The following is a 14,757-nucleotide window of genomic DNA, read 5'->3' as shown; positions in this document are numbered from 1 at the left end:
TAAATATACATCATCTACATGAGCCCGACATTCGGACTCCTCTCAGCTCTTATGCCATCTCATACTCCTATGAGATGCGCATTTTTTTAAGTGTAACGTGTAGCTATCCTCTAGTCAAGGAAAAGAGTATAGTTTACCAGAATATTATGAGAATATCGCCACAACTAACTTATTAGTTAGCTAGCTTGTTCCCATTCGCAAGATCAGGGCGAAGCTTCGTCGCTTCTCTAAGATAGACATGATTTATTTTATCTTGAGCAAGAGAAGTATTTACCGTTACAAGCAGGCGAATACATTTTTCTAAGCTTCCCGGAACAGGAATTTCTCTTGCACAAACAACCGGCACATACGTCCAATCAGAAAACCGGCGTAGCGCCTTAGCAGGGAAGGCTGCTGATAAATCCTCCGTTACTGTAATGAGTACCTGCGCCACATCCTCTGCTTGAAAGGAGTTTTGGGCAATCATTTCATGCAGCAGTTCTTCTGTCACATCTAATATTTCTTCTTCTTCATCCCGAACAACAGTGGTTGCGCCTCTAATTCCACGAATCATCAAACCCCTCCTCTATAGCTTTATGTAGTGAATCAAGCAATGGTTCATCCGCTACGTCCTTTAATACGGCTTTGCCGCATTCTTCAAGCAGGACCATTCGGATCAGTCCGCCTGTCGTTTTCTTATCTTTTTTCATCGAAGTAAGCAGCTGTTCAGCTGATAGCCCCTTAGGCACGTTTGTACTGTAGCCTAATGTTTCAAGCCAGGTTATCGTCTCTTTAACAGGAAGCTCAACTTGAAAGACGCGCTCAGATAAACGCAGGGCAAATATCATTCCAACTGCCACAGCTTCACCATGAGATAATTCACCGTAGCCAAGCTCCGCTTCTATCGCGTGACCTAACGTATGTCCGAAGTTTAAATAGGCTCGTATGCCTTGTTCTGTTTCATCCGCTGAGACAATATCAGCTTTTACTCCGATTGACTGCACAAGCATTTCTTTTAGAACCTCATCGTTAAATTGATCAAAAGAAGTTACCTGCCCCTTCAGCCAATCTAAAAATTCACGGTCTCTGATAAACCCATGTTTCACTACTTCAGCAAACCCAGAACGCCATTCACGCTCTGGCAGACTGTGAAGCATTTCTGTGTCATAGATGACCAGCTCCGGCTGAAAGAAAGCTCCAACAATATTTTTTGCACCAGGCAAATTAATCGCCACTTTTCCGCCTACACTGCTGTCATGGGCAAGCAAGGTAGTCGGCACTTGTACAAATCGAACCCCTCTCATATAGGTCGCAGCAACAAATCCAGCAAGGTCGCCTATCACTCCGCCGCCTAAAGCAATAATCACCGACTTACGATCAAGACCGATCTCTAATGCTCGTTCCTGCAGTTTTTGATAGACCTCAAATGATTTAGATGATTCGCCGCTCGCTACCTTCTCAACATAAACATGATCCTGCTTAGGGAAACCAGCTAAAACATCATTTATATATAGATCATGTACATGCTCATCTGTAATAATTAAGAATGAGGAAGCATCACTCATCTTATGAGCATGCATGAGATTATATAAGGTATGCCTCAGACCAGGTTCAATTCTCACCTCATATGATTTGCTTTTAGTAGAAATCTGAACAACAGACATTTTAAAACTTCCTCGCATGCTCGTTATGACGCTCAATATTTTCAGAAATCGCTTCCACACGATCAGCACCGAAGGTTGCAAGCAAAGCATTCGCTACTTCCCAAGCAATGACCGATTCAGCCACTACACTCGCAGCAGGGACAGCACAGCTGTCAGAACGTTCAATACTAGCTGCAAAAGGCTCTTTGGTATCAATGTCCACACTTTGCAGAGGTTTATATAACGTCGGAATCGGCTTCATAACTCCACGAATCACAATCGGCATGCCGTTAGTCATCCCGCCTTCAAAACCGCCAAGATTATTTGTTTGTCTTGAATAGCCGTTTTCTTCATTCCACGTGATTTCATCATGTACCTGGCTTCCTGGTCTTCTGGCCGCTTCAAAACCAATTCCGATCTCAACCCCTTTAAACGCATTAATGCTCATCATAGCCGCTGCTAATTTCGCATCCAACTTGCGATCATAATGAACATGGCTGCCTAGACCGATCGGAACTCCTTCAATCACTACTTCTACGATCCCGCCAATGGAATCCCCTTCTTGTTTCGCTTGATCAATAGCTTCAATCATTTTCGCTTCTGCTTCTTTATCTAAACATCGAACAGGAGAAGCCTCTGAGCGTTCCCTAAGATCATCGATCGTATCATACTGAATAGCACTTGCCTTTACGCCGCCAATTTCAAGAACATGGCCGCCTACTTGAATACCAAATGTATGTAAAATTTTCTTCGCAACAGCCCCTGCTGCTACACGTACAGTCGTCTCACGAGCTGAAGAACGTTCTAAAACATTTCTCATATCGCGATGCCCATATTTAATTGCTCCGTTAAGGTCTGCATGACCTGGACGCGGGCGGCTCACCTGTCTTTTCACTTCTTTTTCTTCTTCTTCAGATAAAGGCTCTGCCCCCATCACCTTTGTCCAATGAGTCCAATCCTTATTTTCTACGACTAGTGTAATAGGTGCACCTGTCGTTCTTCCATGTCTGACTCCGCTTAGGATTTGAACTTGGTCTTTCTCAATCTGCATTCTGCGCCCTCTTCCATAACCGCCTTGACGCCTTTTTAAGTCAACATTAATGTCTTCAGCTACTAATTCTAGCTGAGCAGGCACCCCTTCAATAATCGTAGTTAACTGCGGTCCATGTGACTCTCCTGCTGTAATATATCTCATCTCGTCTCCTCCTCCAAATCCACTCTCTTTATCGCTTTTATGCGTTAAATTATAACATGACTTTCTATTTATGTCTCGATAAAATCGGAACATTTCGTTATTAATTAGTCATTGTACCAAAAAGACCAGCTTGCGTCTAAGGAATTTTAAGGTTTTGCTCTTTCTAAAACAGCAAGTTTAGAGATACCGAATAAATGAATGCAGGTAATGGTTATACTAAAATAGGAATTTCTTAGTAAAAGGGGCGCTCGCCATTGAAGAAGTCAACGACAAAAAGCGGCACAAATATTGACGAAGTGAAAGAGTTAAACGCAAAATCAGGACTTACTTATAATGAAGTGAAGGATAAAGTGTTAAAAGCTTATATCAACAAACAACTAAATGAAGATCAATCATGATCCTAATACAAAAAGGATAAACCAGCTATTACAGCGGTTTATCCTTTTTTCTTATAAAAAAACGTGTCTTCCGTTTCAAAATGATATTGATCAGCATGAAAAATCTGCTCAGTGCTTCCTACAAATAATACACCGCCAGGACGCAACGCTTGGCTGAATTTTTGATATAATTCATGTTTTGCTTCTTCAGTGAAATAAATCATGACATTTCGGCAAATAATCAGATCGTACTGAGTTCCAAATGAATCAGATAAAAGATTCTGCTGTTTAAATGTTACCGCTCTTTTTACTTGATCACTAACCTTGTAGCCCATAAGCTCCTTCGTAAAATAGCGTGAAAGCACTCCTGGAGGAACTTCTTTTAATGAGCGATCCGTGTAGAAACCAACTTGAGCTCTTTTCAGAATTTCTTTATCTAAATCTGTTGCTAGTATGGACACCTCAGACAAAGGCATAAAAGAGGCCATAATCATCGCTAAAGTATATGGTTCTTCACCTGTTGAACAAGCCGCACTCCATAGCTTCGGCTTACTGTTTTCAGCTAGCAGCCTTGGCAAAATCTTTTCTTCTAACACCTCCCATCGCTTTTTATTACGGTAAAATTCCGAGACATTTATCGTCATACGCTCTAAAAACTCATGAAATAACGATGAATCAGCAGCAAGAGCTTGGTAGTAGCTCAAAAAGGTAGAGTACCCTCTTTTATCTCGAAGGGATTCCAACCTTCTTTTCATCTGTGCTTCTTTGTAAAGTGCTAGATCTATGCCGGTTTTTTTCTTAATTTGCATGATGAATTGTTGATAGTCTGCAGTCATCTGTCAGGTCCCCTTACCTTAAACAATCGGTTTCATTTTTTCCACATTAGGTATATCGGCTGATTTAAACCGATCGTTTACACAAAAAAATACCTGCTCAGCTGAACAGGTATGGATCATCCTTAAACCCACTTACTTACAACTTTTTCATAGTTGTTTAACTCTGCATCTTCAAAGAAGATTCCGATTTCACGCTTCGCGCTCTCAGGAGAGTCAGAACCGTGAATAACATTCATAGCTACTTGTACACCATAATCACCGCGGATCGTTCCTGGTGCAGCTTCAGCTGGGTTTGTTGCTCCCATCATTGTACGAGCAGTCGAGATCACATTTTCACCTTCCCAAACCATTGCGAAAACTGGACCTGAAGTAATGAAATCAACTAGCTCTCCGAAGAAAGGACGTTCTTTATGTTCTGCATAATGAGTCTCTGCAAGATCTTTTGTAACCGTCATCAATTTAGCGCCCACTAATGTAAACCCTTTCTTTTCAAAGCGCGAAACAACTTCTCCGATTAAATTACGTTGTACTCCATCAGGCTTAATCATTAAATATGTACGTTCCATTTAAAACACCCTCGCTCTCATAATCATAAACTATATATTAATTAACTAATCAACTAACCTCGTTTATTATAGCAAACATTCTAAACACTCTCAATCATTATTTTACAGAAATATTCAATAAACCGCATTCATTTCCAGTTGTATATACAAATAAAGAGAGCACTCTGGCTCTCTACTTTAAAATTTCCGTTTTCCGATATAGGCCGCAATCTCTTTTAAATAATTCTTCGCTTCACAATCAGGCAGTTTTTCTAAAGAATCATAGGCTCTTTGGAGGAAGCGATCACTCATCTCAATGGAATAATCGATCCCCCCTGATTCTTTTACCGCTTTTAAGATGGGCTCCATATCAATATTTTCAGGAAATTCATTATTAAGCATGTTTTTAATTAAATGTGAAATCTCTTCATCATGATGCATGGCATAGAGTGCAGGAAGCGTGACATTCCCCTGCCTTAAATCATCGCCTGCAGGTTTGCCTAATTGCTTTTCTGTACCAACAAAGTCTAGGATGTCATCTGTAATTTGAAAAGACATCCCCACATTGTATCCAAAGTTATATAAATGCTTTTGAATGAATGGGTCTGCATCTGCAGCTAATGCACCCAGCTCACAGCTCACGGCAATTAATAAAGCAGTCTTACGTTTAATCCTTCTAAAATAGACTCTTAAGTTCTGCCCCCAGTTATATTGATCACGGATCTGCTCTACTTCTCCAATACACATCTCAACAAGCGTATTAGACAACACTTGATGAACGCGCGGGTGATCAAAATAAGCAGATGCTTCGACTGCCTTTGCAAAAATATAGTTACCTGTATACATCGCTACTTTGTTATCCCATTGAGATTTCACTGTACGTTTGCCCCGCCTAAGTTCAGCATCGTCAATGACATCATCATGAACCAAAGAAGCCATATGTACAAGTTCTAAGGGAACAGCAATATTTTTCAACACATGTATATCGTATGTACCAAATTTAGCAGCAAGCAACACAAAAACCGGACGAATCCGTTTTCCCCCTGCCTTTAAAAGATGGGTTGAAGCGTTTTTCAGGACATCATGGCGTGCTTGAACAGAAGCTTCTAGCTCTTGTTCGATAATTGTTATATCTGATTGAAATTGCATATAAATATCGGCTAGTTTCATCTTATCCACCTTACTACGCAAGGTCAGCTTCCTACAGCTTTCCAAACATGTATTGATTCAACAGGTTCACTTAAATATCCTAAATCATAAGCAAGCTGATAATAAAGCATTAACCCTCGCTGTTCTCTATTACTAAAATCATATATTAAATTGTTAAAGTAGTCTTCCCAAAAAGATTTATCGCCGCCATAGGTCTTTAAAATATCTTGAATCATAGGCTGATAATGACTCTTTTCACTTCGCTTTTTACTTTCGAGAAATGATCGATACAATGTACCAGCTAAGTGGCTGTTATGATCAATGGCTTCGTTTCTTATCGCTAATACTGCAAATGTCATCGGCATCCCTGTATGCTTATACCAAAGCTCTCCAAGGTCATATTGATAAAGTTCTTCTCTTTTATTGAATGAAGCCACTATCGCTTCATCACCAATTAACAAGCAAGCATCGTGATCTGAGAGCATCTTATGTATATTCGGCTTCATCGTTGTATATCTTGGGGACTGTTCATAAAACCGTTCAAGTATGATTTTAAGCAAATGGGTAGAGGTTGCCGACGTGGAAGTCAAAGCAACCTTTTTTGCTGTTAACTGATGAATCGGCACTTTAGAAAATAAAAAAATCGACCCGACCTTCCCCAGAGCTGATACAGACAGATTAGGAAACAACGTGAAATGATCTTTATTTTCAGCATAGGCAAAAGAGGAAATTCCTCCAACATCGACTCGCCCAGCAGACATTTCTCTGTTTAATTCTGAAGGCACTTGTGGTTTGATAATACAACCTTGGCTCTCTAAATACTCTCTGTCTAAATCATAATAAAGAGGCAATATATTAGTATAAGAAATTTCACCGATAACTAAAGACATGTTATTCCCCCCAGCGGGTAAATAATGTATGCTCCACTCCGAGACTATCTAATGCTTTTCCAACAAGAAAATTAATCAAATCATCAATTGTTTTAGGTAGATGGTAATAACCAGGCATTGCTGGCAGGATCGTAGCCCCCATCTTTGAAAGTTTAAGCATATTCTCCAAGTGAATGTCATGCAACGGTGTTTCTCTAGGTACAATAACCAGTTTTCTCTTTTCTTTAAGCATAACATCTGCCGTACGTTCAAGCAGATTTCCGGAAGCCCCATGCGCCATACCAGATAAAGTCCCCATTGAACAAGGAATAATAACCATGCCGGCACTTCGATAGGAACCGCTTGCAATAGGAGCTGCATAGTCATGAAGATCATGAGTATGCAGCTCACCAGGCAAATCACCAAATAGTTCATGAATTACTTTTTCGCGATCCGTTGTATCTAAAAGTAATTCCTCTTTAAACACTTGCCAAGCGGCTTCTGTTAATACGAGGTGAACCTTATATTCTTGACGGAGCAGCTCTTGTGTTAGACGAACACCGTACATACCGCCGCTCGCTCCAGTTATTCCTACTGTCATGATCTTTTCTATACGCTCACTCATAACCAAACATCTCCTACTGTAAAGATAAACATGACTAAGCTAAGAATTCCATTCATCGTAAAAAAGGCTACCCCGACTTTTGAGAGATCATCTGCAGATACTAAGGAATGCTCATAAATCATAATCAATCCAGCAATAATCACCCCAATTAAATAAAGCCAGCTTAGAGGAGTAATAAGGAATAAAAGGAAAAAGGCTGCAAAACTAATGACGTGGAAAAGTTTTGCAAGAATAAGTGCTTTTCTAATACCAAATCGGCTAGGAATGGAATATAGTCCTCGCTCACGATCATAATTAGCATCTTGAGTCGCATAAATGACATCAAATCCTGCTGTCCACAGGGCTACTGCTGTAAATAGAACAAATGCTTCAAAAGAAACCGATCCGGTTACAGCGACCCATCCACCTAATGGTGCGAGCGCGATTGTAATACCTAATATAAGGTGACAAGCCCATGTAAATCGCTTTGTATAGGAATAAATAACAAGGAAAAATACCGCTAAAGGTAATAAATAAACGGCTAATTGATTTAATTGAAAGGCAGCGTAAATCAACATGGCAAATGAAATTATAATGAAGAACATGACTTCAATTTTTGAAATCAGACCAGCTGGTATAGCACGGTCAGCTGTTCTAGGATTGTATTTGTCAATCTTTTCGTCAATCACTCTGTTAAGAGACATCGCTGCACTTCTTGCTCCAACCATCGCAACAGTAATCCAGACCCATTGCATAAGAGTGGGCCATGTTTCATTTACAATAAAACTTCCGAGTATTGCCCCAAAATAGGCAAAAGGCAATGCAAACACAGTATGTTCAAACTTAATCATTTCTAAGATGATTTTCAACTTTCTAACCACGATATCTGCTCCAATTCTAATTGACTAATTTTTACCCTTTACCCCAAGGTGCATACAAGCTACCCCTCCAGAGTAAGGCTTCACGTCAACACGTTCAAATCCAGCTTCACGGAACATCTCAGCCAGCTTCTCTCGATTTGGGAACGACATCGTTGACTCTTGTAACCATGAATATTCGTCATAACTTTTAGCAAACACTTTACCAAAAACAGGCATGACCCTGCGGAAATAAAAGAAATAGAGGTTTTTAAAGACAGGAATTGTAGGCTGCGATGTTTCTAAACAAACCACTTTTCCTCCTTTTTTTACGACCCGGTGCATCTCTTTTAATACTTGCATGTAGTCGGGTACATTTCTTAACCCAAAGCCGATTGTGACAACATCAAAGGTTTCATCAGCATAAGGCAGCTCCATAGCATTACCATGACGCAAGGAAACGTGCTTCATTTTATGTTCCTTAACCTTTTCTTCCCCGATTAATAACATATTCTTGCTAAAATCAAGTCCTTCGACTTTACCGTTATGACCTACAGCTTCCCCAAGGGCAATCGTCCAATCTGCTGTCCCGCAGCAAACATCCAGAGCATGATCACCTGGCTGTACATTCATTCTTTTCATCGTATCTTTCCGCCAAGCCTTATGACGTTGAAAAGATATAACTGAGTTCATCATATCGTATCGCTTGTAGATCGATTCAAACACTTGGTGAACACGTTCTTCTTTCGTTTGAGTCATTTTCCCTCACCCTTTTTCTGCTACGTACTCATCGTAGTCCGTTGTATTGATTAACTGATCAATATGTTCAATAATAAAGCCCTCATATTTTTGAAGACGCTGGCTTGTATTTAAAAGCTTGTCCTTTAAGTCTTCTATTTTTTGTTCACATAACGCAAGCACTGAATCTGGGTGCCTTGCTTCTTGAAATAAAGTCTCCATAATGGGCAAGTTCTTACCTTTTATAAACTCATTGCGTTCAAAGACCAACCGTTTTAAAAAGAAGAAATCATTAAAGATTTCCTTCCAGTAATTTTGATTATAATGATTTGCTATATTTTGCAAAAGAATCGATTCTGCTTTTTCTACATTTCTTTTTGCATCAGTGTATGTAAGCTCATCTGCCTCGTAGATATTCATCTTATGTTCATTTATTTCCTGAATCGAATGACTGAAGATGCGAATCATAGGAATTTGCTTTTCTTCTGCTAGTAAATAATAATAAAGACTGCTGTAATAATCACCAGCGAGCACTGTAAGCTGACGATTTTTTCGTACGGAATCTGTTTGGAGTTTATGGAGGGAGATCGCTTCATGTACATCAAGTGCAGCTTGAGCCAGCACAGCTGCCAATGTATATGCTTTTGCTTCTTTTTTTGATGCATGTTCACTTAGCATCGCATATAAAAAGCGCACCTTGTCCTCATCAATAGCCGGCACTTCAATATAGCGCTCTAAATAAGAATGCTTCGTTAAGCTGTTAAAGCTTTTTTTTAGTTCTCTTACTTTGTCATTAAACTGACTGATCCTCACCATTTTACTTCCTCCAAATCGCATCCATCATAAAATCACAACAAACGACTAAATTACTTGCTTTTATCTGACTTAAACCGCTATCTATTATAGCATAATTTACATAATCCTACGAACGAAAAACTTTATAGATAGTAAATAAAAGCAGGGTTCCCTGCTTTTATTCTTCCGTATCCATTGTGCCGTGGCTTGTCTGAATCACTGCTTTTCCCCGCACTTTGACGGCAGAAGTATGTTCAGTAAACTGAGCAATCATAACCTCTCCCTTATCAAGTTTCTCTGAATGATGAAAGCGTGTATCCGACCCTCTTGTAAGCCCTATCACATTTACACCATTTTCTTTTGCTTTTATCACAAAAAATTGATTTTCATTGCTCATCCATATCTCTCCTTAAACCCTTGCCGTATCTTTCATTTGGTCCATAAAAAACCATTTAGTTATTTTTTATTTCAATCTTTTATTCACAATCATTATTTCAATAAACAAACGATTTGATGATAACCAGTATGTACGTATAGCTTACTATATAAAGCTTAGCACATTAAGAAAAGAAAAAGCAAAAGGAACCTCAGGCAGTGAGGAACCTTTTGCTTTTTTGGCAGGATATAATTACAAGATAATGGCAATCAATCCGCCTGAGCCTTCATTAATAATACGCTCCAGTGTTTCTTTCAATTTATAGCGGGCGTTCTCAGGCATTAAGGAAAGCTTAGCTGAGATTCCTTCTCGAACAATAGAGTTAAGCGAACGACCAAAGATATCAGAATTCCAGATAGAGAGCGGGTTCTCTTCAAAGTCCTGCATTAAATAGCGGACGAGCTCCTCACTTTGCTTTTCAGTTCCGATAATTGGGGCAAACTCACTCTCTACATCTACTTTAATCATATGAATAGAAGGAGCGACGGCTTTCAAACGAACCCCGAATCTTGACCCTTGACGAATGATCTCAGGCTCATCTAAGCTCATATCAGAAAGGGCTGGGGCTGCAATGCCGTAACCTGTCTGCTTCACCATTCTTAGAGCCTCTGCTACTTGATCGTATTCAGCTTTAGCATGAGCAAAATCCTGCATGAGCTGGAGCAAGTGATCTTTCCCTCTTATTTCCACACCAACGACCTCTTTTAACACTTGGTCATATAAGTCATCTGGTGCATATAGATCAATCTCAGCAATCCCATGACCCATCTCAATGCCTGCAAGCCTTGCATCATCAATAAATTCATATTCTGTAAATTGTCCGACGACACGATCCACATCCCGCAATCGTCTAATATCTTTCACTGTTTCCTGAACAGATTCTTCATAACTTTGTCTTAACCAGTGATCATCCTTTAATACCATGACCCAGCTCGGCAGATTAACATTTACTTCATGTACCGGGAATTCAAATAATACTTCCCTTAAGACATTGTTAATGTCATGATCTGTCATGCTTTCAATACTCATCGCAAGCACTGGAATATCATGTTCTTCTGAAAGCTGACGACGCAGATTTTCTGTGTCAGGATGATGCGGTCTTACACTGTTGACAATCATAATAAATGGCTTTCCGACTTCTTTTAATTCCTCAATGACTCGTGTTTCTGATTCAATATAATCATAGCGAGGAATTTCCCCGATTGAACCATCGGTTGTAACCACTACTCCTAAAGTAGAATGCTCTTGAATAACTTTTCTTGTTCCAATTTCAGCTGCTTCCTGAAATGGAATCGGCTCCTCATACCAAGGAGTATTGATCATCCTTGGACCATTTTCGTCCTCATATCCTTTAGCACCAGGAACAGCATAGCCAACGCAGTCCACCAGGCGGACATTAACATCTAACCCTTCATCTACATGAATCGAAATTGCTTGGTTAGGTACAAATTTCGGCTCTGTCGTCATGATTGTTTTACCCGCTGCACTTTGCGGCAGTTCATCTTGAGCACGAGCCTTTTCTGATTCATTTTCGATATTCGGGAGTACGACAAGCTCCATAAATTTCTTAATGAATGTCGATTTCCCTGTCCGAACCGCACCTACGACCCCTAGATAAATATCGCCGCCCGTGCGTTCTGCGATATCTTTAAAAATATCAACCTTTTCCACGTGATCCCCTCCCGATCGAGTAAAGATTTGAGATTCATCATAAACTTCCGTAAATCTTAGACACTATCATGTGTATGATGTTGTCCATTATTTATGACAACTACCAGGAAAGAAGCATTTTATTTTCTAAATCAGCCTTCTTAGAAAGATTTAATAAAATAGGAATGATTTCAGCGGCAACTGCCATACACAACCTTCAATGAAGTATAGATCTAGGAAGTAAGATGTCTCGATAGATATACCGAGAAGGGGTAGAAAGAAAAAATGCCCCTTCCTTTGACATGTATATCAATGGATAAGGGGCTTTAGACCAACTTTTTATTGATTTGTGTGACCTTGCTTTAATTGCACTTACTTATTTACCTTATTCTTGCCGGATATTGTAGGCAGGCTCTCCGTTTTCATCAAGTGTATATGGAACGGACCTTACAGGTACAATCGGAAAGTTATCTACTAAAATGGAGCGAATGTCTTCGGTTTCTTTAAAGTCATGCTCGAATTCGTTGAGTGCCATATTAAGATCAATTCGATAATCAATCACAATTTCTCCATCATTCGTATATAACAGCGGCAGATACGTATCGTAATACGGGCTTCTCACATGAGGAGCTTCGCTGTAATTTAACGCTTCATGATCCAATTTAAAGAGCCCTACATCCACCATTTCTAATACTGGTGCATACGTATGTTTCCGCATATATTCATTAATACGCTGTTGAAATTGCTGGATTTCACGTTGACTTCTTAAATCGATGACTTTTGCTTCTGGCTCTTCTTCGACATTAACAAGCACATATTGAAAGACTCCGCCATTTTCAAAAGCCGTTCCTGGAGGTTGCTGCAAATATCTTGGTACAAGCTGGTTAAAATCAACTACATAACGTTGATAGAGGGGAGTCGTTTCATCGAAGTTTCGAATAGGAAGGACTCCTGTATCTTGTTGAAATTGCTTTGCAGCCTGTTCAACGGCTTGCAGCTGATCTGGATAAGCCAGCTGATTTTCACTTCTCTGTTCCTCTGGAAGCATACATCCTGCTAGAAACATACTTATCATCAGGATTGAAACTATCGTCCATTTCATCCAATCAATCTCCTACTCTTTTCATTCTTTGAAACTCAGCTTATAAAGCGGCAGTCGGCCCGCCAATTACGATTAAAAATACAATTAAACCAGACACTAATAAACAAATAAACGAGAAGGCAAGAACTATTTTTTGAATGACCCCTCTAAGTTTTTCGCGACTGAAGATCGCTGCCCCTGCAGAAATAAACATTAAAGCGAGAGCAAAAAACGAGATCCACATATTCATCATTGCATCAGACATTACCATCATCCTTTTTTTATAAATACACTTTTAAAAATTCTACGATTTATTATACCATATCATCCAAGCCCATATTTCTTATAATGCTTGTCCATTCGGTTACAGACAGAGTGTATCATTTTCCATCTTAACTTCCCTTCCTTTGAATCCATTAAAAAAGTTAGAGAAGCGGGGCGCACTTCTCTAACTCAACTAAAGCCTTCTTATTGAACAGCCCTATTTTAATGTTCGTTCCATAAATTATATGCAGAATAAGTGCTTTTGCGTTTGGCATCTGCCTATTGTTGCACCTATTTTTACACTGCATTATTTTTTATTGAACATTTTAGCAAGAGAAGCGAAATCAGTAGGCATATTATTTTTCACAATAGCCTGAACAATCTGATCTTCCTTTTCTTTCGATACTGGAGTATTAGCAAGCTTTGATACTTGCGAAATTAATTGACGAACCGTTTTCTCATCTTGTAAATTTGCTTGACTGACCGAGTTTGCCAGTTTCATTAATTCATCTGGTCTCACACTCGTTTTCTTTTGAAGCTGATCCATAAATGAAGGGTCATTTTTTTGAAACATCATACGTCCTCCTTCGTTCTTAATATAGACATATACTATGCATGAACGAAGGGTTGGTGCATGACCTTTGGGTAGGTAGTGCGAGCTTACGTCTTAAAGTTCATCTTGATTTAAAAAATCTGAAATTTGTTCAACTTCGTGTTTTTTAACTCTACCCATTAATTTCTCGGTTGCTTCTTTCGGATGAAGACCTTCAAATAACACCTCATATAATGCTGAGGTAATCGGCATTTCTACTTTTAATTCATTAGCTAATTCAAAGGCCGCCTGTGTGGTTCTTATTCCTTCCACTACCATCCCCATACTGCTTAACACTTCATCAAGCGACTTCCCTTGCCCGATCATTTGACCTGCTCTCCAGTTTCTTGAGTGAACACTCGTACACGTTACGATCAAATCACCGAGTCCAGAGAGGCCCGCAAACGTTAAAGGGTTGGCTCCCTGCTTAACTCCAAGTCGAGTAATTTCTGCTAATCCTCTTGTCATGATGGCTGCTTTTGTATTATCACCCATCCCAAGACCATTTGTTAAACCGCATACAAGCGCAATAATATTTTTTAACGCTCCTCCGATTTCAACCCCGATTAAATCAGGATTCGTATAGACTCTGAAATGCTGATTCATAAATAAATCTTGAATAAGAAGTGAGGCATCGTTATTACTTGAAGATACCGTCACCGTTGTAGGCTGACGAAGACTGACTTCCTCTGCATGACTTGGCCCTGATAAAACAGCAACATCTTTCAATAAATCTGAGCCCTCAAATTCTTCTTCAATCATTTCTGATATACGTTTATGCGTGCCCGGTTCAATCCCTTTACTTGCATGAACAATCACAACAGGTGAAGTCAGGACTTTACGAAGGCTTTGAATCGCGTCACGTACAGCTTTTGTGGGTACGACAAGCAAAAGCACCTGTACGTCCTTTACAGTTTCAGAAAGGTCAGAGTATCCTTTGATTTGTTTTGGTAACTGAATGTCTGGCAGGTAAGCTTCATTTGTATGATTGTTATTAATTTCAGCAATTTGTTCTTCTCGCCTTGCCCACAAACGAACGTCATGATGATTATCAGCTAACACCATGCTTAATGCCGTTCCCCAGCTTCCTGCACCCATTACTGCGATATTTGCCACTTGATCAACTCCTTTGGACCATTTCTACTTC

18 protein-coding genes are annotated in these 14,757 nt (G+C 39.7%); 1 reads left to right on the top strand and 17 read right to left on the bottom strand.

Annotation, left to right across the window (positions count from 1 at the left end; translation table 11 throughout):
* Positions 1-172 precede the first annotated feature (172 nt).
* From aroH to aroC, 3 genes are read right to left on the bottom strand one after another with little or no spacing between them, the layout of a single operon-like run.
* Complete coding sequence (gene aroH / locus PQ478_RS07670; RefSeq protein WP_012958501.1) at positions 173-553, bottom strand: chorismate mutase; 381 nt, start codon at positions 551-553, stop codon at positions 173-175.
* On the bottom strand, positions 537-1,643 hold the full coding sequence (gene aroB / locus PQ478_RS07665) for a 3-dehydroquinate synthase (protein WP_289236360.1): 1,107 nt from the start codon (positions 1,641-1,643) through the stop codon (positions 537-539). Before aroB ends, aroH begins: the two co-directional genes overlap by 17 nt.
* 1 nt (position 1,644) lies before the next feature.
* A complete protein-coding gene (aroC, locus tag PQ478_RS07660; protein ID WP_289236359.1) occupies positions 1,645-2,817 on the bottom strand; it encodes a chorismate synthase in 1,173 nt (390 codons plus the stop codon).
* A 254-nt stretch (positions 2,818-3,071) separates the two neighbouring features.
* On the opposite strand from aroC, the gene PQ478_RS07655 reads away from it, so the two are divergent.
* Positions 3,072-3,215: a hypothetical protein gene (locus PQ478_RS07655; protein ID WP_289236358.1), complete on the top strand. Its 144-nt coding sequence runs from the start codon at positions 3,072-3,074 to the stop codon at positions 3,213-3,215.
* A gap of 38 nt (positions 3,216-3,253) precedes the next feature.
* Here PQ478_RS07655 and PQ478_RS07650 read toward each other — a convergent pair whose 3' ends face one another.
* The 14 genes from PQ478_RS07650 to PQ478_RS07585 form a co-directional block, all read right to left on the bottom strand.
* A complete protein-coding gene (locus PQ478_RS07650) occupies positions 3,254-4,030 on the bottom strand; it encodes a CheR family methyltransferase (RefSeq protein ID WP_012958497.1) in 777 nt (258 codons plus the stop codon).
* 122 nt (positions 4,031-4,152) lie between these two features.
* Positions 4,153-4,596 carry a nucleoside-diphosphate kinase gene (ndk, locus tag PQ478_RS07645; protein ID WP_289236357.1) on the bottom strand — a complete coding sequence of 148 codons (444 nt, stop codon included), beginning with the start codon at positions 4,594-4,596 and terminating at the stop codon, positions 4,153-4,155.
* 177 nt (positions 4,597-4,773) lie between these two features.
* Positions 4,774-5,745, bottom strand: coding sequence for a heptaprenyl diphosphate synthase component II (gene hepT, locus PQ478_RS07640; protein ID WP_289236356.1), 972 nt, complete (start codon positions 5,743-5,745; stop codon positions 4,774-4,776).
* 23 nt (positions 5,746-5,768) lie between these two features.
* Positions 5,769-6,614, bottom strand: coding sequence for a menaquinone biosynthesis protein (locus PQ478_RS07635; RefSeq protein ID WP_289236355.1), 846 nt, complete (start codon positions 6,612-6,614; stop codon positions 5,769-5,771).
* Position 6,615: 1 nt separating this feature from the next.
* The gene (locus tag PQ478_RS07630) at positions 6,616-7,218 is read right to left on the bottom strand and encodes a UbiX family flavin prenyltransferase (protein ID WP_075682197.1); all 603 of its coding nucleotides are present in this window, start codon (positions 7,216-7,218) and stop codon (positions 6,616-6,618) included.
* Complete coding sequence (locus PQ478_RS07625) at positions 7,215-8,081, bottom strand: UbiA-like polyprenyltransferase (protein ID WP_290428916.1); 867 nt, start codon at positions 8,079-8,081, stop codon at positions 7,215-7,217. The genes PQ478_RS07630 and PQ478_RS07625 overlap by 4 nt, the downstream gene beginning before the upstream one ends.
* A gap of 21 nt (positions 8,082-8,102) precedes the next feature.
* Positions 8,103-8,813 carry a demethylmenaquinone methyltransferase gene (locus tag PQ478_RS07620; RefSeq protein WP_075682196.1) on the bottom strand — a complete coding sequence of 237 codons (711 nt, stop codon included), beginning with the start codon at positions 8,811-8,813 and terminating at the stop codon, positions 8,103-8,105.
* A gap of 6 nt (positions 8,814-8,819) precedes the next feature.
* Positions 8,820-9,608, bottom strand: coding sequence for a heptaprenyl diphosphate synthase component 1 (locus PQ478_RS07615; RefSeq protein WP_075682195.1), 789 nt, complete (start codon positions 9,606-9,608; stop codon positions 8,820-8,822).
* A 157-nt stretch (positions 9,609-9,765) separates the two neighbouring features.
* A complete protein-coding gene (gene mtrB / locus PQ478_RS07610) occupies positions 9,766-9,984 on the bottom strand; it encodes a trp RNA-binding attenuation protein MtrB (RefSeq protein ID WP_012958489.1) in 219 nt (72 codons plus the stop codon).
* Between the two features lie 231 nt (positions 9,985-10,215).
* Positions 10,216-11,694 carry a stage IV sporulation protein A gene (spoIVA, locus tag PQ478_RS07605; protein WP_012958488.1) on the bottom strand — a complete coding sequence of 493 codons (1,479 nt, stop codon included), beginning with the start codon at positions 11,692-11,694 and terminating at the stop codon, positions 10,216-10,218.
* 364 nt (positions 11,695-12,058) lie between these two features.
* A complete protein-coding gene (locus PQ478_RS07600; protein ID WP_289236353.1) occupies positions 12,059-12,775 on the bottom strand; it encodes a YphF family lipoprotein in 717 nt (238 codons plus the stop codon).
* A 40-nt stretch (positions 12,776-12,815) separates the two neighbouring features.
* Positions 12,816-13,019 carry a DUF2768 domain-containing protein gene (locus tag PQ478_RS07595; RefSeq protein WP_289236352.1) on the bottom strand — a complete coding sequence of 68 codons (204 nt, stop codon included), beginning with the start codon at positions 13,017-13,019 and terminating at the stop codon, positions 12,816-12,818.
* Between the two features lie 306 nt (positions 13,020-13,325).
* Complete coding sequence (locus tag PQ478_RS07590) at positions 13,326-13,592, bottom strand: stage VI sporulation protein F (RefSeq protein ID WP_012958485.1); 267 nt, start codon at positions 13,590-13,592, stop codon at positions 13,326-13,328.
* A gap of 93 nt (positions 13,593-13,685) precedes the next feature.
* The gene (locus PQ478_RS07585; RefSeq protein WP_289236351.1) at positions 13,686-14,726 is read right to left on the bottom strand and encodes an NAD(P)H-dependent glycerol-3-phosphate dehydrogenase; all 1,041 of its coding nucleotides are present in this window, start codon (positions 14,724-14,726) and stop codon (positions 13,686-13,688) included.
* Between the last annotated feature and the right edge of the window lie 31 nt (positions 14,727-14,757).

Origin of the sequence: Alkalihalophilus pseudofirmus (assembly GCF_029094545.1) — a bacterium.
Taxonomy (GTDB): Bacteria; Bacillota; Bacilli; order Bacillales; family Bacillaceae_D; genus Alkalihalophilus; species Alkalihalophilus pseudofirmus.
This window is presented reverse-complemented; position numbering and strand designations above follow the sequence as displayed.

Excerpts from the sequence above, each read along its gene's own strand:
- PQ478_RS07595 (WP_289236352.1), bottom strand. The coding sequence starts at position 13,019 with ATGTCTGATGCAATGATGAATATGTGGATCTCGTTTTTTGCTCTCGCT.
- aroC (WP_289236359.1), bottom strand. The coding sequence starts at position 2,817 with ATGAGATATATTACAGCAGGAGAGTCACATGGACCGCAGTTAACTACG.
- aroB (WP_289236360.1), bottom strand. The coding sequence starts at position 1,643 with ATGTCTGTTGTTCAGATTTCTACTAAAAGCAAATCATATGAGGTGAGA.
- PQ478_RS07615 (WP_075682195.1), bottom strand. The coding sequence starts at position 9,608 with ATGGTGAGGATCAGTCAGTTTAATGACAAAGTAAGAGAACTAAAAAAA.
- PQ478_RS07630 (WP_075682197.1), bottom strand. The coding sequence starts at position 7,218 with ATGAGTGAGCGTATAGAAAAGATCATGACAGTAGGAATAACTGGAGCG.
- aroH (WP_012958501.1), bottom strand. The coding sequence starts at position 553 with ATGATTCGTGGAATTAGAGGCGCAACCACTGTTGTTCGGGATGAAGAA.
- PQ478_RS07600 (WP_289236353.1), bottom strand. The coding sequence starts at position 12,775 with ATGAAATGGACGATAGTTTCAATCCTGATGATAAGTATGTTTCTAGCA.
- PQ478_RS07590 (WP_012958485.1), bottom strand. The coding sequence starts at position 13,592 with ATGTTTCAAAAAAATGACCCTTCATTTATGGATCAGCTTCAAAAGAAA.
- mtrB (WP_012958489.1), bottom strand. The coding sequence starts at position 9,984 with ATGAGCAATGAAAATCAATTTTTTGTGATAAAAGCAAAAGAAAATGGT.
- ndk (WP_289236357.1), bottom strand. The coding sequence starts at position 4,596 with ATGGAACGTACATATTTAATGATTAAGCCTGATGGAGTACAACGTAAT.
- PQ478_RS07635 (WP_289236355.1), bottom strand. The coding sequence starts at position 6,614 with ATGTCTTTAGTTATCGGTGAAATTTCTTATACTAATATATTGCCTCTT.
- PQ478_RS07620 (WP_075682196.1), bottom strand. The coding sequence starts at position 8,813 with ATGACTCAAACGAAAGAAGAACGTGTTCACCAAGTGTTTGAATCGATC.
- PQ478_RS07650 (WP_012958497.1), bottom strand. The coding sequence starts at position 4,030 with ATGACTGCAGACTATCAACAATTCATCATGCAAATTAAGAAAAAAACC.
- hepT (WP_289236356.1), bottom strand. The coding sequence starts at position 5,745 with ATGAAACTAGCCGATATTTATATGCAATTTCAATCAGATATAACAATT.